This is a genomic window from Paraburkholderia strydomiana (assembly GCF_031456815.1).
Lineage (GTDB): Bacteria > Pseudomonadota > Gammaproteobacteria > Burkholderiales > Burkholderiaceae > Paraburkholderia > Paraburkholderia caledonica.
Window position 1 is genome coordinate 710752 of sequence record NZ_JAVDVL010000002.1, and the last position, 26398, is coordinate 737149.

Consider the following 26398-nt stretch of genomic DNA (forward strand, 5'->3'; position numbering starts at 1 on the left):
GCCACTCCTCACGCCGACCGCGCAACAATGGCCGACCCGATTACTTCCCGCTCCCGTCACGGCACGAGCGCTTCTGCCGCCAGACCCACGCGAGCGCGCACGCTTCCTCGCTGGCATTATCTCGTCGCGCTGGCGGCCGGCGCGGCGAACACGCTGTCGTTCGCACCCACGCCGCATGGCGGCTGGCTCGAACTTCTCATCTTCGTGTTTTTCTTCGGCTGGCTGACGCGTACCACGGGCTGGAAAAGTGCGGCCCTGACAGGCGGCGCGTTTGGCTTCGGCAACTTTGTGAGCGGCGTCTGGTGGTTATACGTCAGCATGCATTTTTTCGGCGGCATGCCAGCGCCGCTTGCCGGCACGGCGCTCGTGCTGTTTTCGCTTTATCTCGCGCTGTATCCTGCTTTGGCCGCGGGCATCTGGTCGTTCTGCGCCGGTCATGCCCGCAACGGCTCGTCGAGTACCGATACGCCGTTCTCGCCGACATGGCATGGAGCGCTCGCGTTCGCCAGCGCATGGGCGATCGGCGAATGGTTGCGTGGCACGGTGTTCACCGGTTTTCCGTGGCTCGCTAGCGGCTACGCGCAAGTCGACGGCCCGTTCGCTGGATTTGCGCCGCTCGCGGGCGTGTATGGCGTCGGTTGGGTGCTCGCGCTTGCAGCGGCGTTGATCGTGCAGGCGGTCGTTGCTCTGCTGCGCCGTCGCCGCGAGGCTCGCGAGGCTGCGTCCGGCGGCGAGGATACCCGCGGCGGCAACGCGCGGATCGCCGCGCCGGCCGGCGTCGCGCTGGCGCTGATCGCGGCAGGCCTGCTGCTGCCGCTCGCCAAGTGGACTGTTCCCGCCAACGCGCCGTTGACCGTGCGCCTCCTGCAAGGCGACGTCAAACAGGAAATGAAGTTCGAGGAAGCGGGCATGCGCGCCGCCATCGACCAGTATCAGCAGATGATCACCTCCAAGCCCGCCGATCTGATCGTCACGCCGGAGACGGCCATTCCCGTGCTGGCGCAGCAGTTGCCGCCGCCGTTCGCGTCGGCGGTGCGCAGCTTTTCGGACTCCACCGGCAGCGCGATCCTGTTTGGCGCAATCGGCGGCTCCGTCACGCCCGAAGGCCGCGTGGTCGACTACACGAACAGCCTGTTTGGTGTGACGCCCGGCACACGTGACATTTACCGCTACGACAAGCATCACCTGGTACCGTTCGGCGAGTTCGTGCCGTGGGGCTTTCGCTGGTTCGTCAACCTGATGAGCATTCCGCTTGGCGACTTCGCGCGCGGCGGTCCGGTGCAAAAGCCGTTCATCGTGCACAACCAGCCGGTCGCAGTCGACATTTGCTACGAAGACATTTTCGGCGAAGAAATTGCGCGAACCATCCGCGAAAGCGATACGCCGGCAGGCGTGCTGGTCAACTCGACCAATCTCGCGTGGTTCGGCGACACCATCGCGCTCGACCAGCACTTGCAGATAGCGCGCATGCGCTCGCTCGAAACCGGCCGCCCGATGCTGCGTGCGACCAACACGGGCATGACGGCCGCGATCGACGCCAACGGTAAAGTGCTCGGACGGCTCACGCCCTACACGATCGGTTCTCTCGACGTCACCGTGCAAGGCACGGCCGGCCGTACGCCCTATGTGACGAGCGGCAATAACACGGTACTCGCCGTTTCGTTATTCCTGCTCGCATTCGGCTTTGCTTTCGGACCGGGCAGGACTTTCCGGAAAAACGGTAAATCCGGGAACGGTGAGGCGTAAGCAATAAAAAAAACGCGCGCTGCGGCATGGCCGCAAGCGCGCGTTTGGTGAACCACGCAAGCGTTACTGATTCGAAGCAATACGCTGCTGGATATGCTGCGCGCGTGCAGGCGACGCCGGGTGCGAACTCAACATACTCGATTTTCCACCGTCTATTTGCGCGAGTTTGTTGAACGCCGTGACAAGGCCCGACGGATCGAGATTTTTCTTTTTCTGCAAATCGAACGAATAGTCGTCGGCGGCACTTTCCTGAGTTTGCGAGAATTGCGCGTTAATCAGCTTCTCCGAGAAATCGCCCAGTTGCGAACCGGATAGCGCACCCGCAACGCCACCCGCCGAAGAAGCAACCGAACGCGCCGCGGATGTCGCATACGCAACCTGCATTGCCTTCTTCGTATGGCCGAGCGCCACGTGGCCCATTTCATGGCCGACCACGCCGCGCACCTCGTTGTCGTTCATCATGTCCATCAGACCGCTGTACACCCGTACGCAACCGTTAGCCATTGCCCACGCGTTGACGTCCTTCGTCATGTACACCTTGTAATTCACCGGCGTGCCGTTGATGTTGTCGCCCAATTGCGCGGCAATCTTGTTTAGACGTTTCTGGTATTTGCTATTAGCGGGCGCGATCGTGTTTTCGCTGTCGAGTTGCGCGCACGATTTGTCGGTCAGCGTGCGCACGTCGGCGTCGGAAAGCGTAGCCGCTTGCGTGACCAGCTGACCGGATTGAACCAGCGCCGACGGATCGAGGCTGCTCACATTGGAGCACGCGGCAAACAGCGAGCAGGCAGAAGCGGCAATAACGAAGCGATACGATTTCATCATGAAAGTCTCTTTGTGGTGTATTCGTTTTGACGACGCACATAACGCGTCGCCCATTCGCAATGGCCGCTTTCGACGCTGAAACATGCCGAATAAATAACCGCAGAACCATTGCCCCACGCGGCAGACGAAAAAAAGCGCCTGACGGGAGGCGCTTTTTTACCACAAACGAAAGCATTAATTCATGACTTTGAAAGACTGATTAACGCAATTTTGCAAACTTGCTGTAATCGCGGGCACCGTGCTTTATCGGATCAGTCAGTTAACCGGCACAGTATCAATAAACGACGGACGCAACGAAAGCTTCTGAAAATGCTTGTCGAGATTCGGGTGCGACTCGCGCCAGTTCAGCTCCGGCATGCGGAAGTCGAGATAGCCCAACGCGCAACCCACGGCGATATCGGCGAGCGTGTAGTGATTGCCCGCACACCACGGCTTGCTGCCCAGGCCCTGAGACATGGCGACGAGCGATTCGTCGATCTTGCGTTGCTGCCGCGCCACCCACGCGTCGACCCGCTGCTCCGGCGTGCGCTGCGTGCTTTCAAGGCGGATCAGCACGGCGGCGTCGAGCAGGCCGTCGGCGAGCGCTTCCCAGCAACGCACCTCGATGCGCTCGCGCCCCGCTTGCGGAATCAGCTTGCCGACCGGCGACAGCGTGTCCACGTACTCGCAGATCACGCGTGAGTCGAACACTGCTTCGCCGTCTTCCATCACGAGGCACGGGACTTTGCCGAGCGGATTGAAGGTGTGGATGCGGGTATCCGGCGCCCAGACGTTCTCGGGCACCAGCTCGTAGTCGATCTTCTTGTCGGCCAGCACGATGCGCGCTTTGCGCACGAACGGGCTGGCGAGCGAACCGATGAGTTTCATCATTGCCATCTGCCTTTTTCTGAATCCGGCGAAAGTATAAGTGCTTGGCGCGTTGCGCGAGCGGCCCGTGCGCTCTCTGCGAGCCGCATGCACGTTCGCTGTGGATGGATTGCAACATTGCCGCGCCGCCCGGGCGCCGTCTAGCCGGCCGAACGGCCAACGCGCCGGTCGTTCGGCGTCGGCATCGGCACGAAATCACTCCGTGCATTGGGCGCTACAATCGCACGATGAACCAGCCGACCGAACCCACCATTGCCATCGACGTCTACCGTACACGCCGCGAGCGCGTACTCGCCGCGCTGCGCGCGGCGGGCGGCGGCGTCGCCATCGTGCCGACCGCGCCCGAAGCGCTGCGTAACCGCGATGCGGATTATCCGTACCGGCACGACAGCTACTTCTACTATCTGACCGGCTTCACCGAGCCCGAAGCGCTGCTCGTGCTCGACGCAAGCGCCGCAACCGGCGAGCCCGCGTCCATCCTGTTCTGCCGCGAGAAAAATATCGAGCGCGAAACGTGGGAAGGCTTCCGTTTCGGGCCCGACGGCGCGCGGGTAGCCTTCGGATTCGACGCCGCGTTTCCGTTCGGCGAAATCGACGCGCACATGCCGAGGCTGCTCGCGGACAAGCCGTCGCTGCACTACGCGCTGGGCACGTCGGAGAAACTCGACGGCCAGGTGCGCAGCTGGCTCGAGGCCGTGCGCGCTCAAGGCCGCAGCGGCGTCGCGGCGCCCATGGCCGCGCGCGATCTCGTGCCGCTGCTCGACGATATGCGGCTCATCAAGGACGACCACGAACTGGCGATCATGCGCCGCGCCGGACAGATCTCCGCGCAGGCGCACCGCCGGGCGATGGCGGCGTGCCGCCCCGGCGTGCGCGAGTACGAACTCGAGGCGGAGCTGCTCTACACGTTTCGCAAATTCGGTGCGCAGGCGCCCGCCTATACGTCGATCGTCGCGGCCGGCGCCAATGCTTGCGTGCTGCACTATCCGGCCGGCAGCGCGATTGCGCAGGATGGAGACCTCATCCTGATCGACGCGGCCTGCGAACTGGACGGCTACGCATCCGACATCACGCGAACGTTCCCGGCAAGCGGCCGCTTCACGCCGGCGCAGCGCGAGCTTTACGACATCGTGCTCGCCGCGCAGCAGGCGGCTGTCGACGCGACGCGCGTCGGCGCCAGCTTCGACGATCCGCATCAGGCCGCCGTGCGCGTGCTGTCGCAAGGCTTGCTGGACACGGGCATTGTCGAGCGCAACAAGTTCGCTTCTGTCGACGACCTGATCGCCGAACGCGCCTACGCGCCGTTCTATATGCACCGTACCGGCCACTGGCTCGGCATGGACGTGCACGATGTCGGCGACTACCGTGAGCGCGGCGCGCCGCGCGACGAAACCGGCGCGTTGCCCTGGCGCACGTTGCAGGCTTCCATGACGCTGACCATCGAGCCCGGCTTGTATATCCGCCCGGCTGAAGGCGTGCCCGAGCGCTACTGGAACATCGGCATTCGCATAGAGGACGATGCGATCGTCACGCCCGCAGGCTGCGAACTGATGACGCGCGACGTGCCGGTCGCCGCCGACGAGATCGAAGCGCTGATGCGCGACGCCCGCGGCTCTTGAAACAAGGAAGTAACCCGCAATGAACGATGTCTCTCCGTCCACGGTGATCCTGAGGCCCGCCGCACTCGATCAGGCATTCGATTTCGACGTGACGATCGTGGGCGCCGGGCCGGTGGGGCTCGCGCTGGCCGGTTGGCTAGCCCGCCGCAGCGCGACGCGCGCGCTCAAAGTCGGCCTCGTGGACGCCCGCGAGCCCGAAGATTCGATTGCCGATCCGCGCGCGATCGCCGTCTCGCACGGCAGCCGCATGATCCTGGAGCCGTTGCGCTGGCCCGCCGACGCCACCGCGATCCAACGCATCCACGTATCGCAGCGCGGTCGTTTCGGGCGCACGCTGATCGACCACGCTGAGCACGGCCTGCCGGCGCTCGGTTACGTGCTGCGCTATGGCTCGATCGTGCATGGCCTCGCCGAAGCCGTGCACGCGACGCCCGTGCACTGGTTCCGCTCGACCTCCGCCGCCGCGCCCATTCAGGAAGACGACGGCGTCACGCTGCCGATCGAAACCGCCGGCGTCACGCGCCGCCTGCGCACACGGATTCTTGTGAATGCGGAAGGCGGCCTGTTCGGCGACCAGAAAAGCGGGCACGGCGGCGCGAAGAGGCGCGCAGCCGCGGCGGTCGGCGCAAGCACCGAGAATGACACCGAAGCAGACGACGGGCGCGACCCAAAAGCGCACACGCGCACATCGGCGCCGAACGACGCGGGCGAGCATGCCGGCAAACGCTCGGACAAACAGGGCACGCAGAGCACGCGCGACTACGGGCAAACAGCGCTGGTCGGCACGGTGACCGTGTCGGCGCCGCAGCCGCATGTCGCGTGGGAACGCTTCACGCCGGAAGGTCCGATCGCGTTGCTGCCGATGGGCGGCGTGCGTGGCGCGGACTACGCGCTCGTGTGGTGCTGCTCGCCGGACGAAGCCGCGCGTCGCGCGCAACTCTCCGACGACGATTTCCTGCACGAACTCGGCAACGCGTTCGGCGGTCGCATGGGACGCTTCACGCACATCAAGGGGCGCGCGTCGTTCCCGCTCGGCCTGAATGCCGTCGATACGCTCGTCAAGGGTCGTGCTGTCGCAATCGGCAACGCAGCGCAAACGCTGCATCCGGTAGCGGGTCAAGGGCTCAATCTCGGCTTGCGCGACGCGCATGCGCTCGCCGACGCGTTGTCGGCGGAAGGTCCCACGCCGCTCGCGCTCGCGACGTTCGCGCAGCGCCGCGCGCTCGACCGCCGTATGACGATTGGTGCGACCGACACGCTCGCGCGTCTTTTCACCGTCGACTTCGCGCCGCTCGCGATCATGCGCGGCCTCGCGCTGACCGCGCTCGAATTCGTGCCTCCCGTGAAAACCGCGCTCGCGCGTCAGATGATGTTCGGGCAGCGCCGCTGAGCATAGGCGCGCGTGCCGGTTTATGCGCGGCTCGCGCGGCTCCGCTTTCGTCGCGTCTGCGCCGCCCGAACCAGGTTCAGCGAGCAGTCAGAACTCTATGACGCCGACGACTTTCATAGAAGATTTAATGGGTTACAGCACTCGCAGGTCCGGTGCGGGCTATCCGTTAACGCTAAAATAGCGGTTTTCCCTCGCATTTCGCGAACGCTCCGATTGACAACACCGTGCAATCGGTCGCTGGCGCGTCCATGTCATGCCCACTCTCGGCTCGCACAATTTACGCAATAACCTGTTCGTCGCGCCCATGGCCGGCGTGACCGACCGTCCGTTCCGGCAGTTGTGCAAACGGCTGGGCGCGGGCTATGCCGTGTCCGAAATGGTCGCGTCGAACGCGCAGTTGTGGAAAAGCGAGAAGACCATGCGCCGCGCGAATCACGCGGGCGAGGTCGAGCCGATCGCCGTACAGATCGCCGGTGCCGATCCCGCCATGATGGCCGAAGCGGCCCGCTACAACGTGGCGAACGGCGCGCAGATCATCGACATCAATATGGGCTGTCCGGCCAAAAAGGTTTGCAATGTGGCGGCCGGTTCGGCCCTGTTGCAGAACGAGCCGCTCGTGCAGCGCATTGTCGAGGCGGTGGTGAGCGCAGTGGGCGTCGGTCCCGACGCGGTACCGGTCACGCTGAAAATCCGCACCGGCTGGGATCGCGAGAACAGGAATGCACTGAACGTCGCGCGCCTTGCGGAAAACGCCGGCATTTCGATGCTGACTGTGCACGGCCGCACCCGCGCCGACCTGTATCACGGCGACGCCGAATACGAGACCATCGCCGCAGTCAAAGCGGCGGTGCGCATTCCGGTGGTCGCCAACGGCGACATAACGTCGCCGGAAAAAGCGCGCCACGTGCTTGCCGTCACGGGAGCGGACGCCATCATGATCGGCCGCGCGGCGCAGGGGCGCCCGTGGCTGTTCCGCGAGATCGAACATTTCCTGCAGACGGGCGCGTTGTTGCCGCCGCCGCGCATCGACGAAATCCAGCAGGTCATGAACGAACACCTGGAAGATCACTACGAGTTCTACGGGGAATTTACCGGCGTTCGCACTGCGCGCAAGCACATCGGCTGGTACACTCGCGGCCTTTCCGGCGCCAACGTGTTCCGGCATCGCATGAATACGCTGGACACCACGCGCGAACAACTCCTCGCCGTCAACGAGTTTTTCGACGCACAGAAGGCGATCTCCGACCGCCTCGTCTACGTCGACGAAACCGTCGGCAACTCCGGGCCCGACAACAAGGGCGAGGACCACACAGACCGACTAGCAGCATGAGCAAGAATAATATCGAACAATCTGTCCGCGACAGCCTGGGCGTGTACTTCCAGGATCTCGACGGCTCGAATCCGCACGACGTGTACGACATGGTGATTTCGTGCGTTGAAAAACCCCTGCTCGAAGTGGTGCTCGAGCAGGCCGGCGGCAATCAGTCGCTGGCCGCCGAGTATCTCGGCATCAACCGCAATACGCTGCGCAAGAAGCTGCAACAGCACGGTTTGTTGTAGCTCGAAGTAGTTTTCTCGCGCCCTGCCACGTTTCCCTTCGGCTTTTCGTCTTCATCATGATCAAGCAAGCGCTCATCTCCGTTTCCGACAAGTCCGGCATCGTCGACTTCGCCAAGTCGCTGTCGGACCTCGGTGTCAAGATCCTGTCGACCGGCGGCACCGCGAAACTGCTCGCGGACGCCGGCCTCTCCGTCACTGAAGTCGCCGACTACACGGGCTTCCCGGAAATGCTCGACGGGCGCGTGAAGACGCTGCATCCGAAGGTGCACGGCGGCATTCTCGCGCGCCGCGACCTGCCGGAACACATGGCAGCGCTCGAGAAGCACGACATTCCGACCATCGACCTGCTGGTTGTGAACCTGTACCCGTTCGTGCAGACGGTGTCGAAAGAAGAGTGCTCGCTGGAAGACGCGATCGAGAACATCGACATCGGCGGCCCGACCATGCTGCGCTCCGCTGCGAAGAATCATCGTGACGTGACCGTGGTGGTCGATCCGGCTGATTACGCGGTCGTGCTCGAGGAAATGCGCACGAACAGCAACGCGGTGTCGTACAAGACGAACTTCCGTCTCGCGACCAAGGTGTTCGCACACACCGCGCAGTACGACGGCGCGATCACGAACTATCTGACGAGTCTCACCGACGAACTGCAGCACGCGTCTCGCAACGCTTATCCGGCGACCTTCAACCTCGCCTTCGACAAGGTGCAGGATTTGCGCTACGGCGAAAACCCGCATCAGAGCGCCGCGTTCTATCGCGATCTGTCGGTGCCGGCCGGCGCGCTCGCGAACTACAACCAGTTGCAAGGCAAGGAACTCTCGTACAACAACATCGCCGACTCCGACGCGGCGTGGGAATGCGTGAAGACCTTCGACGTGCCGGCCTGCGTGATCGTCAAGCACGCGAACCCGTGCGGCGTGGCGGTCGGCGCGGACGCGAACGAAGCCTATTCGAAGGCATTCCAGACCGATCCGACGTCGGCGTTCGGCGGCATCATCGCGTTCAATCGCGAAGTGGATGAAGCGGCGGCGCAAGCGGTGGCCAAGCAGTTCGTCGAAGTGCTGATCGCGCCGTCGTTCAGTGCCGAAGCGCGCCAGGTTTTCGCGGCGAAGCAGAATGTGCGCTTGCTTGAAATCGCACTGGGCGAAGGCCATAACGCGTTCGATCTGAAGCGCGTGGGCGGCGGCCTGCTGGTTCAATCACTCGATTCGAAGAACGTGCAGCCGCGCGAGTTGCGCGTGGTCACGAAGCGTCATCCGACGCCGAAGGAAATGGACGACCTGCTGTTCGCATGGCGCGTGGCGAAGTACGTGAAGTCGAACGCAATCGTGTTCTGCGGCAACGGCATGACGCTCGGCGTCGGCGCCGGCCAGATGAGCCGCGTGGACTCGGCGCGCATCGCGAGCATCAAGGCGCAGAACGCCGGTTTGAAGCTGAGCGGCTCGGCGGTCGCGTCGGACGCGTTCTTCCCGTTCCGCGACGGCCTCGACGTGGTCGTGGCAGCGGGCGCGACCTGCGTGATCCAGCCGGGCGGCTCGATGCGCGACGACGAGGTGGTGAGCGCCGCTGACGAGCACAACATCGCAATGGTGTTGACCGGCGTGCGTCATTTCCGGCATTGATTCAGGTCTGACGAGCGGCGTGTCATTGCAACATCCGCAGTAGGCGACGATAGAACGGCCCGGTGGAATTTTCCGCCGGGCCGTTTTGTTTTGGACGCCCGCGCAACGCCGACTGAGTCGTTAGTCCGGGGGATCCTTGCGCTCGTAGCCGTCCCTCACGTCCGGGTGCTGGCTGATGTAGGTGCCAAGGCCCTCGCCTTGCTTCGCGAGGCGCTTGAGCGCAGCAACATGTTTCGCGCCGACGCTCTGTTTCGAATACCAGTAGGTCGTGCCCGAGTTGAAGCGAGCGGCAACGAAGTTATCGCCGATTTCGTAAGCCACGACGCCCGATTTTCCGCTCCTGTTCCCATAGCGCTGCATGTGCGATCGCCTCCCTGTGTCCACGGCAGCAGTTTTTATTCCGCCTGCCCCGCCACATGCGGACCGCCGCGCGGCGTGTGTGTTGTAGTATCGCAGGCACCTGGTTTTAACCGCATCTGCGGCACTTCATGAGAATTCTCGGCATCGACCCCGGCTTGCGCGTGACCGGCTTCGGCGTGATCGATCAAAGCGGTCACACACTGAGCTATGTCGCGAGCGGCATCATCAAGACCGCGGACGCCGACTTGCCGTCGCGGCTCGGCACCATCTTCGAGGGTATCTCGACGCTGATTCGCCAGCACTCGCCGGATCAATCGGCGATCGAAAAGGTGTTCGTCAACGTCAATCCGCAATCTACGTTGCTGCTGGGCCAGGCGCGCGGCGCGGCCATCTGCGGACTCGTGGCGGGCGGCGTGCCGGTCGCCGAATACACTGCCCTGCAGTTGAAGCAGGCGGTAGTCGGTTACGGCCGCGCGACCAAGGAGCAGATGCAGCAGATGGTCGTGCGCCTGCTCAATCTTTCGGGCGTGCCGAGCACCGACGCCGCCGACGCGCTCGGCATGGCCATTTGTCATGCGCACGGCGGCACGACATTGAGCACGCTCGGTGGCATCGCGCCATCGCTTGCAAAGAAAGGACTGCGCGTGCGGCGTGGGCGTCTGGTTGGCTGATGTTGCCGCGGCGCCCGTCATTTTTTCGCTTGATGCAATGACTGGCCTTAAGCGCCGCACACGCCCTGCGCTACACTCGCCCTTTCTCTCGATTCTGAATTCGCCATGATCGGTCGCATTGCCGGCGTTCTGCTGGAAAAAAACCCGCCGCATCTGCTCGTCGACTGCAACGGTGTCGGTTACGAAGTCGATGTGCCCATGAGCACGTTCTACAACTTGCCGTCCACCGGCGAACGCGTGGTGCTGCTCACGCAAATGATCGTGCGAGAAGACGCGCATCTGCTCTACGGCTTCGGCACGACGGAGGAACGCTCCACTTTCCGCGAGTTGTTGAAAATCTCGGGCATCGGCGCGCGCATGGCGCTAGCCGTGCTGTCCGGCATGAGCGTGCACGAGCTTTCGCAAACCGTCACGCTGCAGGACGCCGCGCGCCTCACGCGCGTACCGGGCATCGGCAAGAAAACGGCAGAGCGACTGCTGCTCGAACTGAAGGGCAAGCTTGGCGCGGACCTCGGCGCGATGGCCGGCGCGGCGTCGGCATCGGATCACGCGTCCGACATTCTCAACGCGCTGCTCGCATTGGGCTACTCGGAGAAAGAAGCGTTGGCGGCAATCAAGAACGTGCCGGCCGGCACCGGCGTTTCGGAAGGGATCAAGCTCGCGCTCAAGGCATTGTCCAAGGCCTGAAGCTGACGCCCTGGCGGCGGCCTCGCCGTGCTCGGGCAATGACGCCCGCGTGATGTGAGGTCGTCTGTCGGGTCGACGCGCATCGGCCATTCGGCCGGGTTTCCCGACCGTCCTCGCGCGGTACAATGACCACATGATCGAAACCGACAAACTCGCCGCCGAGCGCATCATCGCGGCCACGCCCGTCTCGCCGAACGAAGAAGCGTTCGAACGAGCGTTGCGACCGCGCCAGCTCGAAGAATATGTCGGGCAGGAAAAAGTGCGCGGTCAGCTGGAAATCTTCATTGAGGCAGCCAAGCGCCGCTCCGAATCGCTCGACCACGTGTTGCTGTTTGGGCCGCCGGGCTTGGGCAAAACCACGCTCGCGCACATCATCGCGCGGGAAATGGGCGTGAATCTGCGGCAAACCTCCGGGCCGGTGCTGGAGCGTGCCGGCGACCTGGCCGCGCTGCTGACCAACCTCGAAGCCAACGACGTGTTGTTCATCGACGAAATTCACCGGCTTTCGCCGGTCGTCGAGGAAATTCTGTACCCCGCGTTGGAGGATTACCAGATCGACATCATGATCGGCGAAGGGCCGGCCGCGCGCAGCGTCAAGCTGGACTTGCAGCCGTTCACGCTGGTCGGTGCGACCACCCGCGCGGGCATGTTGACCAATCCGTTGCGCGATCGCTTCGGCATCGTTGCACGGCTGGAGTTTTATAACGCCGAGGAACTCGCGCGCATCGTTACGCGTTCGGCTTCGCTGCTGAATGCGCAGATTCATCCTGACGGCGCGTTCGAAATCGCCAAACGCGCGCGCGGCACGCCGCGTATCGCCAACCGGCTGCTGCGCCGCGTGCGCGATTTCGCCGAGGTTAAAGCCGACGGAAACATCACCGCTCAAGTCGCCGACGCGGCGCTCAGAATGCTCGACGTCGACGCGGTCGGCTTCGACCTGATGGACCGCAAGCTGCTGGAAGCGATTTTGCACAAGTTCGACGGCGGACCGGTCGGCGTCGACAACCTTGCAGCGGCGATTGGCGAAGAACGCGACACTATTGAAGACGTGCTCGAGCCGTATCTGATCCAGCAAGGCTTCCTGCAACGCACGCCGCGCGGCCGTGTGGCCACGCTGCTGACTTACCGGCACTTCGGGCTCGCTGCGCCGGACGCGTCCAGCACGTTGCCTGGGCTGTGGGACTCGGCTGCGACCTGAAGCCGGATCTTGGCGCGAGCGGCTATTCCTGGGCCGGTTGAGCAACCTGGCGCGCGTGCGGGTCGTCGCGGCAAGTAATCAGATTAACGGAATGAACGGCGTGTTTGAGCGCGCGCGTCGGCGGGCTACTGCGGCGCGCGGCCTCGGATATTCGCTCAACGGCATGACACGAGTTGACGCGACGCGGCGCGAGCGATCAATGCCCCGGTTCCGGACCCTTCTTCAAGCTATCGTCGGCGCCAGGCGCGTCGAGATGCGAGATGTCGCCCCACGACACCACCGTCGCACGGCCGTTGTCGAAGTCCACCACATTCACACTAGTGTTCAGCAGCGCGTAGTCACGCGGCGCATCGAGCGGTAAACCGCATGCGAAGCGACGCACACAATCGAGCACGCCACCGTGCGCGACGCAAGCAATTCGCCCACCCGGATGCGCGGCGACGAGCGGTTCGATCGCGTGCAACACGCGGTGGTAGAACGCGCGCTGCGACTCGCCTCCGGGTGGCGTAAAGCCGGGGTCGCGGGTCTGCCAGTGTGCGTATTCGTCCGGGAAACGCGCGGCGATTTCATCGCTGTCGTGACCCTGGAACGCGCCGTATGAGCGCTCGCGCAAACCTTCGCGCAAATGCACCGGCAAACCTAGCGCGTCCGCGAAGGGTTGCGCGGTTTGCCGCGCGCGCTGCAAGTCGCTCGAATAGATCGCATCGAGCCGCGCGCCGTGCTTCACTTCATCGGCGATGCGGCGTGCAAGGCTTTGCGCCTGCGCAAGTCCTACCGCCGCGAGCGGAATGTCGATGTGCCCTTGAATGCGTTTGATGCGGTTCCAGTCGGTCTCGCCGTGCCGGATAAACAGAATCTGCGTGGTCATGGGATCCAGTTGGGCGCTGTTGGCCGGTTGTGCCGAACCGCTGCGGTTGCAAGAACTGCGCGAAACTCAGGCGTTGGTCTGCAGCCAGAACGTGAGCGGCCCGTCGTTGACGAGCGACACCTGCATCTCGGCGCCGAATTCGCCGGTCTCGACGATAGGATGCTTTGCGCGCGCCGCCGCAACAAAGTAGTCGAACAGGCGCTTGCCCTCGTCTGGCGGCGCGGCCGGCGTGAAGCTCGGACGCAAGCCGCTGTTGGTGTCCGCGGCCAGCGTGAACTGCGAAACCAGCAGCAGACCTCCGGCGCGGCCGGCGCCGTCCAGATTCTGCACAGAAAGGTTCATCTTGCCTGCGGCGTCGCTAAACACGCGGTAGCCGAGCACTTTGGCGAGCAGCCGGTCGGCCGCCGCCTCGGTGTCGCCGCGCTCCGCGCACACGAGCGCGAGCAGGCCGGCGTCGATCGCGCCCGTCACGCGGTCGGCGACACGCACTTCGGCGCGCAGCACGCGCTGGATCAGCGCGATCATCGGGCCGGCTCCGGCTGCGAAGGTCGGTTCATTGCGCGCACATTTACGCAGTCAGCGTGACGCGCGCAAAGCGGCGCTTGCCGACCTGCACGACGTACTCGCCCGACTCGACCTTCAAGCCCTTGTCCGACACAGTCGCGCCGTCGATCTTCACACCGCCCTGCTCGATGTTGCGCAACGCTTCGCTCGTCGACGGCACGAGGTTGGCCTGCTTGAGCAATTGGCCGATGGCTAGCGGTGCGCCTGCCAGCGTCACCGCCGGGATATCGTCCGGCACGCCGCCCTTCGCGCGGTGGTTGAAGTCTTCCAGCGCGCGTTCGGCATCGGCCTGCGAGTGAAAGCGCGCGACGATTTCCTGGCCCAGCATGACCTTGAAATCGCGCGGATTGCGGCCGGCCTCGATCTCTTTCTTGAAGCCTGCGATTTCGTCCATTGGACGGAACGAGAGCAATTCGAAGTAACGCCACATCAGCACGTCGGAAATGCTCATCAGCTTGCCGAACATCTCTGTCGGCTTTTCGCTGATGCCAATGTAATTGTTCTTCGACTTCGACATCTTCTCGACACCGTCGAGGCCTTCGAGCAGCGGCATCGTCAAAATGCACTGCTGCTCCTGGCCGTACTGCTTCTGCAGTTCGCGACCGACCAGCAGGTTGAACTTCTGATCGGTGCCGCCGAGTTCCAGGTCAGCATTCAGCGCGACCGAGTCATAACCCTGCATCAGCGGATACAGGAATTCGTGGATAGAAATCGGCACGCCGCTCTGAAAACGCTTGGTGAAATCTTCACGCTCGAGAATTCGCGCGACCGTGTAGCGCGACGCGAGTTTGATCATGCCGTCGGCGCCGAGCGGCATCGACCACTCGCTGTTGTAGCGGATCTCGGTCTTCTCGCGGTCGAGCACCAGCGCGGCCTGCTCGAAATAGGTTTTCGCGTTCGATTCGATCTGCTCGCGCGTGAGCGGCGGGCGCGTGGCATTGCGGCCCGACGGGTCGCCGATGAGCGACGTGAAGTCGCCAATTAGGAAAATGACCGTGTGACCGAGATCCTGCAACTGCCGCATCTTGTTCAGGACGACCGTGTGGCCGATATGGATGTCCGGCGCGGTCGGATCGAGCCCGAGCTTGATACGCAGCGGCGTGCCGGTCGCCGCGCTCTTCGCGAGCTTTTGCGCGAATTCTTCTTCGATCAGCAATTCGTCGACGCCTCGCTTAGTGACGGCGAGCGCGTGACGGACTTCGTCGGTGATCGGGAAGGCGGGGGCGGCGTTAGGCTTGGTGGACTCGGTGCTCATGCTGGAAACGGGAAGTCGCGGAAAAGGTAGATTGTCCCATAGATGCGCGCCGCCGCGCCCACCGGCAGGGGTGAGAGCGCGTTCTGGCGGTGCGGGTTGGACGTCGCAGTAGGTCCGTTCGCCCGGGACGCGCTTTATATTCGAGCGCGCTTGCATCGATAATCTGCTAAAACCTTCGCAAAGCAGCGGCAATGAAAGAGCAACGAACCATGATCAGGAGCAGCAACGTGGCGCAAGACCCCGCAGACGGCGTCTACTTTGGATTGATGTCCGGCACCAGCATGGACGGTGTGGACGGCGTGGCTGTCCGGTTCGCGCAAGGGAAACCGCCCGTGGTGCTGGCCGAGGCGTTCGTCGGCTTTGCGGCTGGCTTGCGCGACGCGTTGTTCGCGCTGCAGCAGCCGGGCGAAAACGAGATCGAACGGGAAGCGCTGGCCGCCAATGCGCTCGCCACGCGCTATACCGTGTGTTGTCACGAACTCTTGCGCGGTTGCCACGTTTCCGCCGCCGAAGTGCGCGCGATCGGCGTGCATGGGCAGACGGTGCGGCACAGGCCGGAGAAAGGCTACACGCGGCAGATCAACAACCCGGCGCTGCTCGCCGAGATGATGCATATCGACGTGGTCGCCGACTTCCGCAGCAGGGACGTGGCCGCTGGCGGCCAGGGCGCGCCGCTCGTGCCGGCGTTTCATGCGACCATCTTTGGCGCGAAAGACGAGACGCGCGTGGTGTGCAATCTTGGCGGCATCAGCAACATCACGATTCTGAATGCGACCGGCAGCGTGCGGGGCTTCGATTGCGGGCCGGCAAACGCGCTTCTCGACGAATGGGCGCAGCGCCATCTCGGCAAGCCATTCGACGAAAACGGTCAGTTCGCGGCAAGCGGCCAGGTGGACCGGTCACTGCTGAACGCGCTGCTCGACGAGCCGTTTTTTGCACAACAGCCGCCCAAGAGTACCGGTCGCGACCTGTTCAACGCCGAGTGGCTCGACGCCAAACTGCGCCCGTTTGGCGGACTCGCGCCGGCCGACGTGCAAGCGACGCTGGTCGCGTTGACCGCTGTGACAGTCGCGCGCGAGATCGAGCGGCACGCGCCGGACGCGCGAGCGGTTTACGTGTGCGGCGGCGGTGCGCGCAATCCGGAGATTTTGAAGGCGCTGCAGCAGGCACTGGAAGACAGCGGCGTAAGCGGCGTTCCCGTAATGACGACCGACGCCCTCGGCGTGCCGCCGAGCCAGGTCGAGCCGCTGGCCTTTGCGTGGCTCGCGATGCGCTGTGTCGCGCGCCTGCCGGGAAGTTTGCCGGCTGTTACCGGCGCGAGCGCGGAACGCGTGTTGGGAGCAATTTACCCGCGTTGACGCGGTGGACTTTGAGCGAGCGCGGTTGCAGAGGTCGCGCGGGAGCGCGTCGCGTCGGCTTGCGCAGGCAATAAAAAACGGGGCGCGAAGCCCCGTTGCTTTCCAACGCTATGTCTTTCCGTTGTCAGACCGAGAACGACGAACCGCAACCGCACGTCGTGGTCGCGTTCGGGTTCTTGATCACGAACTGCGCGCCGTTGATGTCGTCCTTGTAGTCGATCTCAGCGCCGACCAGATACTGGTAGCTCATCGAGTCGATCAACAATTGCACGCCGCTCTTGTTCATGACGGTGTCGTCTTCGTTGACGGCTTCGTCGAACGTAAAGCCGTACTGGAAGCCGGAACAGCCGCCGCCCTGCACGAAAACGCGCAGTTTCAGGTCCGCATTGCCTTCTTCTTCGATCAGTTGCTTGACCTTGTCAGCCGCTGCGTCGGTAAAGACGAAGGGGGCGGGCATCTCGGTCACGGGTGTGTCGGTGACTGCGTTCATTCGAACTCTCCAAAAAGCTTCTAACCGCTATTGTAGGGCTGATCTCAATATCGTGCCGAAGCCCACAAAATCAATGGGTTCTTACAGTCGCTTCGATCGACACTGCCGTTGCGCGCAGTCTGCCTGCATCGGCGCCGATGCGGGCGGAGCGGCGACCGAGCCGTTGCCCCAAGCGAGGCCTTAATCATAAAAAAAGCCGCCTTCGCGACAGCGTTGGCGGCTTTTGCTGCGTTCCGGCCCTGGAGCCGGCGCGCACCCGAAGCGATTAACGCTTCGAGAATTGCTTCCTGCGACGTGCCTTGTGGAAGCCGACCTTCTTACGTTCGACTTCACGAGCGTCACGCGTAACGAAGCCAGCCTTCGACAGTTCCGGCTTCAGCGTTGCGTCGTAGTCCATCAGCGCGCGGGTGATGCCGTGGCGAACTGCACCGGCTTGACCCGTTTCACCGCCACCGTTCACATTGACCTTGATGTCGAACGTGACGCCGTGGTTCGTGAGTTCCAGCGGTTGACGAACGATCATCAGCGACGTTTCGCGCGAGAAGTAATCGGCGATAGGCTTGCCGTTCACAATGATCTCGCCCTTGCCTGCCTTGATGAACACGCGTGCGACGGCGCTCTTGCGGCGGCCCGTGCCGTAATTCCAGTTACCGATCATGTGGGCTCCCCTTAGATCTCGAGCGCTTTCGGCTGTTGCGCCGAATGCGGATGCGTTGCTTCAGCGTAGACCTTCAGCTTCTTGATCATCGCGTAGCCGAGCGGGCCCTTCGGCAGCATGCCTTTGACCGCTTTCTCGAGCGCACGGCCCGGGAAGCGTTCTTGCATCTTGCCGAACGTCGTTTCATAGATACCGCCCGGGTAGCCCGAGTGGCGATAGTACTTCTTGTCAGTAGCCTTGTTGCCCGTGACCTTCAGCTTGCCGGCGTTGATAACGATGATGAAATCACCGGTGTCGACGTGCGGAGTGAATTCAGGCTTGTGCTTGCCGCGAAGACGGTGTGCCACTTCGCTGGCGACACGCCCGAGAACCTTATCCGTCGCGTCAATCACGTACCATTCGCGCGTCACCTCATGGGCTTTTGCGGAAAACGTCTTCATGATCGATCCAAAAAAATTGCTGCGCCCAATGTGTTTTTTCCTGCTTGTAGTGTGCGCATCGAGGCGCGTGCAGGCTCTCCCTGTTCTTCCTCCGCGGGCGCGAATGCGGAAAAGCCCTGAATTATAAAGGAATTTGCGACGTCAAGTCAAAACGTGCTGGACTTGGTACCGAATGTGCCTCGTGGGCCTTGGAGCGCGTGAGAACGCGGGCGAAAAAAAACCCGAACGAGCGGTTCGGGTTTAATCCACCAAAGGAGGAGGTGGAGGAGACAGCGGAGGTTGCGAACTGCCGCAACCGATGGAGCAATTATATGAAGCAAGCTTGTGCAACGCAAGAACATTTGCAATGTGAAATTGCATTTCATAATGCGGGTTATGGATGGCGAAAGAAGCGTCCGCCCAAGTAGCTACAGCGACAAGGCATACGCAGTTGAGGGGTGCAAGCCAGCGCTACTAGAGTAAATCCCCTAAACGCGGGGCAATCTGCCTAACCCCGTCCCAACATGCCGCGCTGCAACAAGTCAGACGTCAATTCGCATATTTGGCTCGCGAGTCGCCTCGGGCAGACGCTGGATCGCCGGGCTACAATGCCGTCTCGATATAGCGATGCGCGGTGGAGTACAGCATGGAATGCAAAGTGAGCTGGATGGGGCAAGACGGGATGGCGTTTGCTGCTGAGACGGGCAGCGGCCACCTGGTTGCGATGGACGGCGCGCCCGAGGGCGGTGGCCGCAATCTCGCACCGCGTCCGATGGAAATGGTTCTGCTCGGCACGGGCGGTTGCACCGCCTACGACGTCGTGATGATCCTGAAAAAAAGCCGCCAGGAAATCGCGGGCTGCTCGGTGACGCTAAAGGCCGAGCGCGCCAGCGAAGATCCGAAAGTGTTCACGAAGATCCACTTCCACTTCACCGTGACCGGCAAGAATCTGAACCCGGCTACCGTGGAGCGCGCGATCAACCTGTCGCACGACAAATACTGCTCGGCGTCGATCATGATCGCGAAGACGGCCGAACTCACGCACTCGTTCGATATCGTGGCGAACTGAGCGCAGTGTCACGGCGAAAGCACGAGCCGCGCGGGCGGTCCTGACCGAAACCCCGCACGGAGAAACGAAAATGCCGGCGTTCTGAAAAGACGCCGGCATTTTTTATGAGGTGGCAAAGCAGGCCGATAAGCCGGATTCTGTGCACGCGCAACGTCCGAAGACGCGACGCGCGTGGCAGCCATTCCTCTAGGCGAGTCATTACTGACACGCTCAAGCTTCCTACCCGCAGACGAGACGGGGGCCCCGTCCTGCATCTCGAAGATGCGCGCCTGCCTACTTGGAATTGCTCCGGGTGGAGGTTACCGTGCCGGTCTGCCTTGCAGCAGCCGCGGTGCGCTCTTACCGCACCGTTTCACCCTTACCTGATCCCGACTTGCGCCGGGCCATCGGCGGTTTGCTTTCTGTTGCCCTGTTCCGCGTGTCGCCACGGATGGCCGTTAGCCATCACCCTGCCCTGTGGAGTCCGGACTTTCCTCGCCCTCTTTGGCCGAAGCCGCTGAGGCCGCGACTGCCTGGCCTGCTTTGCTGGCGCCAATTTTAACATCTGCGCGCCGCCCGGAGCGGAATACAGACTTGTCGTCGTAGAAGGCCGGTGTCTCGTTGTCGGGCCACCAGCCCGGAATTCCGAGCACCGGAAGCGGCGCAAACAGCCGGCTCGTCAGCGCGTCGGTGGTCAGCAACGCGGCGCTGACGGCCTCGTCCAGCCACGCGTCGCGGGCGGCGGCGTCCCATGCGAAGTACGCCGACGGTACGTCGACGATCCATGCATGCCCCGTGCAGCCCTTAAAAGGCGCGATGAGTTTTTCCAGCAGCGCATGGCCGAAGCAGCGCACCTCACACCTCGAACCCCATGTGTCGCGCCGCTGGAGCAGCAACGTCTGCCAGTCGAAGCCGCGCAGCGCGGCGCTCAACGCTGGATCGCTGCACGCAAACAGCAGTGCGTTTTCGTCGAAGAGAGTCAGCGCATCGCGCACGCTGCCGCGCGTCGAGCCGACGCCGAGCAGGTCGATCGCCGCCGACTGCCGTGTATTGAGCGCGGCCTTGATGCGCGGAAAGGCGAACCACATCGACGCGTTGAAGAAGTCGTGCAAATTGTGGCGCGTCGGCACGCGGCCGGTCGACGCGATGTGCGCCTCGTAGGCGGCGCCGGGCGGTAGTTCGTCCTGCGCGATGAATGCGAGGCGTTGGCCGCGGCCCGTGGTCTGACACGTGTTAGCGGCGTCGGCATTCATTTCGGCGAGCAACGCGGCGTAGCTCGTGAGCGCGGCCCGCCGCCAGCGCTGGCCGCGTCCGGCGAATTGCGCGAACCACGGCCTTGACCAGTCGATAGCGGCGAAGCGCGCCCCGGCGCCCGCTGCCGGCACCGGTTCCGCACCCACCTGTGCTCCAGCGCCTTCGCCGTCGACCACACCCGAGCCCGCTTCACTCTGCATCTAGCAAAGCCTCAAATCAGCCGCCAACCGATCGACTCACCGCCGCGCAGCGGCACAACAGGCGTATCGCCGACTGGCAGTTCAGCAGGCAACGTCCACTCTTCCCGACGCAGCGTAACCTTCTCCTCGTTTCGCGGCAGACCATAAAAGTCCGCGCCGAAAAAGCTCGCGAAGCCTTCGAGCCTGTCGAGCGCGCCAGCCTGGTCGAAGGCTTCGGTGTACAGCTCCAGCGCGTGCAGGGCCGTATAGCAGCCGGCGCAGCCGCAAGCGTGCTCCTTCAAACCCTTCGGATGCGGCGCGCTGTCGGTACCCAGGAAAAAACGTGGATTGCCCGAAATTGCCGCTTCGACCAGCGCGACGCGATGCGTCTCGCGCTTGAGCACGGGCAGACAGTAATAATGCGGACGAATGCCGCCCTGGAAAATCGCGTTGCGGTTGTACAGCAAGTGGTGTGCGGTGATCGTCGCGCCGAGCAGGTTCGGCGCAACGCCGGCTTCGCGGATGTAGTCGACCGCGTCTTTGGTGGTGATGTGCTCGAACACCACTTTCAGCGCGGGGAAGTCGCGGCGCAACGGCGTCATGACCCGGTCGATGAACACCTTTTCGCGGTCGAACAGATCGATCGACGAGTCCGTCACTTCGCCATGCACGAGCAGCGGCATGCCGGTCTCCTGCATCACTTCAAGCGTTTTCGCGCACTTCATGATGTCGGTCACGCCGGCGTCCGAGTTGGTCGTAGCGCCCGCCGGGTAGAGCTTCACGCCGTGCACGAAACCACTGTCGCGCGCGCGGCGGATTTCGTCCGGCGGCGTGTTGTCCGTCAGATACAGCGTCATTAGCGGCTCGAATTTCGCGCCGGCCGGGATGGCGGCGACGATGCGCTCGCGGTACGCCTGCGCCATCGCCGTGGTCGTGACCGGCGGCTTCAGATTCGGCATGATGATCGCGCGAGCGAACTGGCGGGCTGTATCCGGCAGCACGGCTGCAAGCATTGCGCCGTCGCGCACGTGCAAGTGCCAGTCGTCCGGGCGTGCGAGCGTGATCGAGTCGCGGGAATCAGGAGAAGCGTTGGAATCGGTCATGGCGAGAGGAGAGCGAGAGCGGAACAGGGGCAGCTGAAAATGCGAGCAATGCGCCAGCAATGAGGTCAAACCGCCTTGTTGCGGCCTGAACACACGTCTATTTTGCTATTTGGCGTTTCTGGCTCGGTGATATGCTTGAACAATCATCATTGTAACGGCTCGCCCCGTTCACAGGCTTACCCGCAACATGTGCCAACTTCTCGGAATGAACTGCGCCGCGCCGACGGACGTCACGTTCTCGTTCACCGGCTTTGCGGCGCGCGGCGGCGTCACCGACCACCACGCCGACGGCTGGGGCATCGCCTTCTTCGAAGACAAAGCATGTCGCCTGTTCATCGACCATCAATCGTCGGCCACCTCGCCGATCGCCGAAATGGTCAAGCGCTATCCGATCAAGTCGAAGAACACCATCGCGCATATTCGTAAGGCGACGCAAGGGCACATCCTGCTTGAAAACTGTCACCCGTTCATGCGCGAACTGTGGGGGCGCCACTGGATCTTTGCGCACAACGGTGATTTGAAAGACTTTTCGCCGGTACTCTCGGGCGTCTATCAGCCCGTCGGCACGACGGACAGCGAGCTTGCTTTTTGCGCATTGCTCGAAGGTTTGCGCAAGGCGTTTCCCGGCGCGCAGCAACCGCCGCTCAATGAACTCTTCGCCGCGCTCGAAACACTTACGCGCGAGATTACGCAGTTCGGCGTGTTCAATTTTCTGATGTCGAATGGCCAGGCGCTGTTCGCGCATTGCTCCACGCATCTGCACTACATCGTGCGGCGCTGGCCTTTTTCGACCGCGCATCTGGTCGACGCCGACGTCTCGATCGACTTCGCCAAATACACCACGCCCGAAGACCGCGTTGCAGTGATCGCGACGCAGCCGCTGACCGACAACGAAGTGTGGAGCGCGTTCGAACCCGGCGATCTGTTGATGTTCCAGCACGGCGACGTAATTGGCCGCGTCAATGTGCCTGTGCCGGCTTCGGTGCTGGAAAAGCTGCGCAATCCCGCGCTGGATGCGTCCGCTTCGGCAAGCACGATTGCGGCGTCGGCGCCGGCCGCCCCCGCCGTGGAAGTCGAAGTCGATCTCGAAGCGGCGGACGACGCCGCGGCGTTCGAGTCCTGATCACACCCGAATCGGCAGCGTTTCAGTAGCGTTTCCGCCGCGCTTCAGCGATAAAAAAAGCCGCTCTTTCGAGCGGCTTTTTTTGTTGCGGCCCTGGCGGGCAGGTCGCGTGCGAAACGACGCGACACTCGCAATCTCAGTGCAGGATCTTCGCGAGAAAATCCTTTGCGCGATCGGACTTCGGATTGGCGAAGAAGTCTTCCTTGCGGTCGTCTTCCACGATCAAGCCCTTGTCCATGAAGATCACGCGATGCGCGACCTTCTTCGCAAAACCCATTTCGTGCGTCACGCACATCATGGTCATGCCTTCCTGCGCAAGTTCGACCATCACGTCGAGCACTTCGTTGATCATTTCCGGGTCGAGTGCCGACGTGGGTTCGTCGAACAACATCGCGATCGGATCCATCGACAACGCGCGCGCAATCGCCACACGCTGCTGCTGACCGCCCGACAACTGGCCCGGAAATTTGTCCGCATGTGCGCGCAGACCGACGCGATCGAGCAGCTTCAGCCCCTTCGCCGACGCTTCGTCTTTCGAGCGGCCGAGCACCTTGATTTGCGCGAGCGTGAGGTTTTGCACGATCGACAGATGCGGGAACAGCTCGAAGTGCTGGAACACCATGCCGACCTTCGAACGCAGCTTCGACAGATTGGTTTTCTTGTCAGTCAGCGATTGGCCGTTGATGACGATCTCGCCCTTCTGAAACGGCTCGAGACCATTGACGGTCTTGATCAGCGTCGACTTGCCGGAACCCGACGGTCCGCACACCACGACCACTTCACCTTTTTTGACTTCCGTCGTGCAGTCCGTCAGCACCTGAAACTGGCCGTACCACTTCGAAACATTCTTGATAGAGATCATCTTGCGACCTTTTTCTGAAGACCTTTGACGAGGCTCGACGCGATCACGCAGATCACGAAATAACACGCGCCCGCGAACAGTACCATTTCGACATTCGTGCCGTCACGATCGCCAATATTCGTGGCGGTGCGGAAGAAGTCGGCGAGGCTGATCACGTAGACGAGCGACGTATCCTGAAAGAGCACGATGCCTTGCGTGAGCAGCAGCGGCACCATTGCACGGAACGCCTGCGGCAGCACCACGAGACGCATGGACTGCGCGTAGTTCATGCCGAGCGCGAACGACGCGTTGACCTGCCCGCGCGGCACGGACTGAATACCCGCGCGGATGATCTCGGAATAGTACGCCGCCTCGAACAGCGAGAAAGCGACCATTGCGGACGCGAGACGAATGTCGATATCCGGCGACAGGCCCAGCACGTTCTGCAGCACCTGCGGCACGATCAGGAAGAACCACAGCAGAACCATCACCAGCGGGATCGAGCGGAAAATCGTCACGTAACCCTTCGCGAACCACTCGAAAGGCTTAAACGACGACAACCGCAACATGGCGAGGACCGTGCCCCAGACAATGCCGATCACGATCGCGATGAGCGTGATCTTGAACGTGACCACCGCGCCGGTCCACAGCGTGGGCAGTGCACCCGGAATACCGCTCCAGTCGAAGTGGTGCATCACTTGCCTCCGATATAGCCGGGCAACCGGGTCTTGGCTTCGACCCAGCGCATCAGTTGCATCACGACCAGATTGATCAGCACGTAGGCCAGCGTGACCGCGATAAACGACTCATACGTCTGCGACGTGTAGTCGACGAGTTGGCGTGCCTGAGCCGACAGATCCAGCAGACCGATTGTGGACGCCACCGCCGAGTTCTTGAAGATATTCAGGAACTCCGACGTGAGCGGCGGCACGATGATCCGATACGCGACGGGCAGCAGCACATAGCGGTACGTCTGCCATTGCGTGAAGCCCATTGCGAGACCCGCGGCGCGCTGGCCACGCGGCAATGCGTTGATGCCCGAGCGCACCTGCTCGCACACGCGCGCGGCGGTAAAGAGCCCGAGACAGATGATCGACGACGAGAAGAACTGCGCGCCAGGCGGCAGTTGCTTGAACCAGGTGCCCATCGAGACCGGCAGCAATTCGGGTATCACCAGATACCAGATGAAGAATTGCACGATCAGCGGGATGTTGCGAAAAATAGCGACGTAGAGCGTGCCGATGCCCGACGCCCATTTGTTCGGCACCGTGCGCAGCACGCCGAACAACGAACCGACGATCAACGCGATCACCCATGCCGACAGCGACACGGTAATCGTCACCCAAAAGCCCGACAGCAGCCAGCCCAGATAGGTGGTCGGCTCGCCGGTGGAGACCGGACTCAGCAGAATGCCCCAGTTCCAGTGATATGACATGACCAAGACTCCAGCAAAAAGAAACGGAAGAAGCGCGTGGCCCCTTCCGTTTCGTTCAGCGTTTCAAAAAAACAGCTAAGGTTTAGTCGATCGCCTTGTCATTCGGGCTCTTGAAGAGCGCCTTGATGTCGTCGCTTTCCGGGAAGTTCAGGTTCAGGCCCTTCGGCGGAATCGGCGTTTCGAACCACTTCTTGTAAATCTGATCGGCTTCGCCCGAAGTTTCGACCTTCGCGATTGCGTCGTCGACAACCTTCTTGAACTCCGGATCGTTCTTGCGCAGCATGCAGCCGTAAGCTTCATGCGATTGCGGCGCGCCGACGATCACGAAATCGTTGGGCGTGTTCGATTTTGCGCGCTCGCCGGCGAGCAGCGCGTCGTCCATCATGAAGGCAGCAGCGCGACCGGTGGACAGCGTCAGGAACGACTCGCCGTGGTCCTTCGCGCTGATGATGTTCATGCCCATGCTCTTGTCCTGATTCATCTTGCGAAGCAGGCGCTCGGATGTCGTGCCGGCGGTCGTGACGACCGTCTTGCCCTTCAGGTCGGCCCAGTCTTTAATGCCCGAATCTTTCTTGGTCATCAGACGCGTGCCGATCACGAAGATCGTGTTCGAGAACGCCACCTGTTGCTGGCGCTCTGCATTATTTGTGGTGGAGCCGCATTCCATGTCGACGGTGCCGTTCTGCACCAGCGGAATACGGTTTTGCGACGTGACCGGCGTCAGTTTCACCTTCAGGTTCGGCATGTTCAGCTTCTGCTTGACTGCGTCAACCACCTTCAGTGCGAATTCCTGCGAATAGCCAATGACGTTCTGCTTGTCGTCATAGTACGAAAACGGAATCGACGATTCGCGATGACCCAGCGAAATAACGCCCGTGTCCTTGATTTTCTTCAGCGTACCGGCGTCTTGCGCGTGCGCGCCAACCGTAAACAGTCCGAGAGTCGCGAGCAGCAGCGCAGCTTTTTTAACCTTCATGTTTGATCTCCTTGGCAAGAACCGGCGCCAGTTTAGCAAAGTAATTATTCTGAAAGTATGGCTATAAACCATTGTTGTTGCGCGCACGCCGCTATTGCCTGGCGGCGCTTCGCACAGTAGGCCGGGGTTTCGGCATATGCAAAGGCGGGCGGCATCGTAACGATGCCGCCCGCCGGGCAAAACACGCGCTCTTGTGGATCGCGTTCGAGCATGCGCATTCACGTGAAATGCGCGACGGATCGGTAAGGTAACAGACCCGCCGTTTCCTGCAGTTACAACCCG

General features: G+C 62.4%; 27 protein-coding genes, 1 other RNA gene and 1 pseudogene. 12 read left to right on the top strand and 17 right to left on the bottom strand.

Features of this window, described 5'->3' with window-relative positions; all coding sequences use genetic code 11:
- Positions 1–27 precede the first annotated feature (27 nt).
- Complete coding sequence (gene lnt / locus J2W46_RS08840) at positions 28–1746, top strand: apolipoprotein N-acyltransferase (protein ID WP_310352892.1); 1719 nt, start codon at positions 28–30, stop codon at positions 1744–1746.
- A 63-nt stretch (positions 1747–1809) separates the two neighbouring features.
- On the opposite strand, the gene loiP is transcribed toward lnt, so the two are convergent.
- Entirely contained in the window at positions 1810–2568 is a 759-nt protein-coding gene (loiP, locus tag J2W46_RS08845; RefSeq protein WP_310353103.1) for a metalloprotease LoiP, read from the bottom strand.
- A gap of 258 nt (positions 2569–2826) precedes the next feature.
- Positions 2827–3447 (bottom strand): glutathione S-transferase C-terminal domain-containing protein, encoded by a 621-nt coding sequence (locus tag J2W46_RS08850; RefSeq protein WP_087752497.1) that lies wholly within the window; start codon positions 3445–3447, stop codon positions 2827–2829.
- A 218-nt stretch (positions 3448–3665) separates the two neighbouring features.
- Between J2W46_RS08850 and J2W46_RS08855 the strand changes: the two genes are divergently transcribed.
- The 5 genes from J2W46_RS08855 to purH all read left to right on the top strand — a co-directional run bounded on the left by J2W46_RS08855 (position 3666) and on the right by purH (position 9629).
- Positions 3666–5057 (top strand): aminopeptidase P N-terminal domain-containing protein, encoded by a 1392-nt coding sequence (locus J2W46_RS08855; RefSeq protein ID WP_027804836.1) that lies wholly within the window; start codon positions 3666–3668, stop codon positions 5055–5057.
- Between the two features lie 19 nt (positions 5058–5076).
- Positions 5077–6447: a UbiH/UbiF/VisC/COQ6 family ubiquinone biosynthesis hydroxylase gene (locus J2W46_RS08860; RefSeq protein WP_310352896.1), complete on the top strand. Its 1371-nt coding sequence runs from the start codon at positions 5077–5079 to the stop codon at positions 6445–6447.
- A gap of 253 nt (positions 6448–6700) precedes the next feature.
- The gene (dusB, locus tag J2W46_RS08865; RefSeq protein WP_020069293.1) at positions 6701–7777 is read left to right on the top strand and encodes a tRNA dihydrouridine synthase DusB; all 1077 of its coding nucleotides are present in this window, start codon (positions 6701–6703) and stop codon (positions 7775–7777) included.
- Entirely contained in the window at positions 7774–8007 is a 234-nt protein-coding gene (locus tag J2W46_RS08870) for a Fis family transcriptional regulator (RefSeq protein ID WP_020069294.1), read from the top strand. Before dusB ends, J2W46_RS08870 begins: the two co-directional genes overlap by 4 nt.
- Before the next feature lie 56 nt (positions 8008–8063).
- Complete coding sequence (purH, locus tag J2W46_RS08875) at positions 8064–9629, top strand: bifunctional phosphoribosylaminoimidazolecarboxamide formyltransferase/IMP cyclohydrolase (protein WP_204522425.1); 1566 nt, start codon at positions 8064–8066, stop codon at positions 9627–9629.
- A 120-nt stretch (positions 9630–9749) separates the two neighbouring features.
- On the opposite strand, the gene J2W46_RS08880 is transcribed toward purH, so the two are convergent.
- Positions 9750–9989 carry a hypothetical protein gene (locus tag J2W46_RS08880; protein ID WP_087752493.1) on the bottom strand — a complete coding sequence of 80 codons (240 nt, stop codon included), beginning with the start codon at positions 9987–9989 and terminating at the stop codon, positions 9750–9752.
- Between the two features lie 128 nt (positions 9990–10117).
- Here J2W46_RS08880 and ruvC point away from each other — a divergent pair, with 128 nt between their 5' ends.
- From ruvC to ruvB, 3 genes are all read left to right on the top strand, one after another.
- Positions 10118–10660 carry a crossover junction endodeoxyribonuclease RuvC gene (ruvC, locus tag J2W46_RS08885; protein ID WP_020069297.1) on the top strand — a complete coding sequence of 181 codons (543 nt, stop codon included), beginning with the start codon at positions 10118–10120 and terminating at the stop codon, positions 10658–10660.
- A gap of 105 nt (positions 10661–10765) precedes the next feature.
- Complete coding sequence (ruvA, locus tag J2W46_RS08890; protein ID WP_020069298.1) at positions 10766–11347, top strand: Holliday junction branch migration protein RuvA; 582 nt, start codon at positions 10766–10768, stop codon at positions 11345–11347.
- 133 nt (positions 11348–11480) lie between these two features.
- Positions 11481–12545 carry a Holliday junction branch migration DNA helicase RuvB gene (gene ruvB / locus J2W46_RS08895; protein ID WP_020069299.1) on the top strand — a complete coding sequence of 355 codons (1065 nt, stop codon included), beginning with the start codon at positions 11481–11483 and terminating at the stop codon, positions 12543–12545.
- A gap of 196 nt (positions 12546–12741) precedes the next feature.
- On the opposite strand, the gene J2W46_RS08900 is transcribed toward ruvB, so the two are convergent.
- From J2W46_RS08900 to tyrS, 3 genes are all read right to left on the bottom strand, one after another.
- Positions 12742–13413 (bottom strand): histidine phosphatase family protein, encoded by a 672-nt coding sequence (locus J2W46_RS08900; protein ID WP_310352900.1) that lies wholly within the window; start codon positions 13411–13413, stop codon positions 12742–12744.
- A 66-nt stretch (positions 13414–13479) separates the two neighbouring features.
- On the bottom strand, positions 13480–13938 hold the full coding sequence (gene dtd, locus J2W46_RS08905) for a D-aminoacyl-tRNA deacylase (protein ID WP_310352903.1): 459 nt from the start codon (positions 13936–13938) through the stop codon (positions 13480–13482).
- Positions 13939–13981: 43 nt separating this feature from the next.
- Entirely contained in the window at positions 13982–15232 is a 1251-nt protein-coding gene (tyrS, locus tag J2W46_RS08910) for a tyrosine--tRNA ligase (protein WP_087752490.1), read from the bottom strand.
- A 227-nt stretch (positions 15233–15459) separates the two neighbouring features.
- Here tyrS and J2W46_RS08915 point away from each other — a divergent pair, with 227 nt between their 5' ends.
- On the top strand, positions 15460–16590 hold the full coding sequence (locus tag J2W46_RS08915) for an anhydro-N-acetylmuramic acid kinase (protein WP_310353105.1): 1131 nt from the start codon (positions 15460–15462) through the stop codon (positions 16588–16590).
- A 124-nt stretch (positions 16591–16714) separates the two neighbouring features.
- Here the strand turns inward: J2W46_RS08915 and erpA are convergent, their stop codons facing one another.
- The 3 genes from erpA to rplM form a co-directional block, all read right to left on the bottom strand.
- The gene (erpA, locus tag J2W46_RS08920) at positions 16715–17080 is read right to left on the bottom strand and encodes an iron-sulfur cluster insertion protein ErpA (RefSeq protein ID WP_007180424.1); all 366 of its coding nucleotides are present in this window, start codon (positions 17078–17080) and stop codon (positions 16715–16717) included.
- Between the two features lie 265 nt (positions 17081–17345).
- The gene (gene rpsI, locus J2W46_RS08925) at positions 17346–17738 is read right to left on the bottom strand and encodes a 30S ribosomal protein S9 (protein WP_007180423.1); all 393 of its coding nucleotides are present in this window, start codon (positions 17736–17738) and stop codon (positions 17346–17348) included.
- An 11-nt stretch (positions 17739–17749) separates the two neighbouring features.
- Positions 17750–18178, bottom strand: coding sequence for a 50S ribosomal protein L13 (gene rplM / locus J2W46_RS08930; RefSeq protein ID WP_020069304.1), 429 nt, complete (start codon positions 18176–18178; stop codon positions 17750–17752).
- A gap of 625 nt (positions 18179–18803) precedes the next feature.
- Between rplM and J2W46_RS08935 the strand changes: the two genes are divergently transcribed.
- Positions 18804–19226, top strand: a complete 423-nt coding sequence (locus J2W46_RS08935) for an OsmC family protein (protein WP_025602559.1) — start codon at positions 18804–18806, stop codon at positions 19224–19226.
- Between the two features lie 110 nt (positions 19227–19336).
- Here J2W46_RS08935 and rnpB read toward each other — a convergent pair.
- The 3 genes and pseudogenes from rnpB to pyrC all read right to left on the bottom strand — a co-directional run bounded on the left by rnpB (position 19337) and on the right by pyrC (position 21741).
- An RNA gene (rnpB, locus tag J2W46_RS08940) (RNase P RNA component class A) lies at positions 19337–19750 on the bottom strand.
- An 87-nt stretch (positions 19751–19837) separates the two neighbouring features.
- Positions 19838–20659, bottom strand: a pseudogene (locus J2W46_RS08945) (DUF3025 domain-containing protein); the annotation flags it as partial.
- An 11-nt stretch (positions 20660–20670) separates the two neighbouring features.
- Positions 20671–21741, bottom strand: a complete 1071-nt coding sequence (gene pyrC / locus J2W46_RS08950; RefSeq protein ID WP_131320436.1) for a dihydroorotase — start codon at positions 21739–21741, stop codon at positions 20671–20673.
- Between the two features lie 187 nt (positions 21742–21928).
- Here pyrC and J2W46_RS08955 point away from each other — a divergent pair, with 187 nt between their 5' ends.
- Positions 21929–22864: a class II glutamine amidotransferase gene (locus J2W46_RS08955; protein WP_027804837.1), complete on the top strand. Its 936-nt coding sequence runs from the start codon at positions 21929–21931 to the stop codon at positions 22862–22864.
- 136 nt (positions 22865–23000) lie between these two features.
- Here J2W46_RS08955 and J2W46_RS08960 read toward each other — a convergent pair whose 3' ends face one another.
- From J2W46_RS08960 to J2W46_RS08980, 5 genes are all read right to left on the bottom strand, one after another.
- Positions 23001–23726 carry an amino acid ABC transporter ATP-binding protein gene (locus J2W46_RS08960; protein ID WP_020069309.1) on the bottom strand — a complete coding sequence of 242 codons (726 nt, stop codon included), beginning with the start codon at positions 23724–23726 and terminating at the stop codon, positions 23001–23003.
- A complete protein-coding gene (gene gltK / locus J2W46_RS08965) occupies positions 23723–24400 on the bottom strand; it encodes a glutamate/aspartate ABC transporter permease GltK (protein ID WP_020069310.1) in 678 nt (225 codons plus the stop codon). The genes J2W46_RS08960 and gltK overlap by 4 nt, the downstream gene beginning before the upstream one ends.
- Positions 24400–25140, bottom strand: coding sequence for an amino acid ABC transporter permease (locus J2W46_RS08970; RefSeq protein ID WP_020069311.1), 741 nt, complete (start codon positions 25138–25140; stop codon positions 24400–24402). The genes gltK and J2W46_RS08970 overlap by 1 nt, the downstream gene beginning before the upstream one ends.
- An 82-nt stretch (positions 25141–25222) precedes the next feature.
- Positions 25223–26116 carry a glutamate/aspartate ABC transporter substrate-binding protein gene (locus tag J2W46_RS08975; protein WP_020069312.1) on the bottom strand — a complete coding sequence of 298 codons (894 nt, stop codon included), beginning with the start codon at positions 26114–26116 and terminating at the stop codon, positions 25223–25225.
- Between the two features lie 44 nt (positions 26117–26160).
- Positions 26161–26328, bottom strand: coding sequence for a hypothetical protein (locus J2W46_RS08980; RefSeq protein WP_288825146.1), 168 nt, complete (start codon positions 26326–26328; stop codon positions 26161–26163).
- Positions 26329–26398 lie beyond the last annotated feature (70 nt).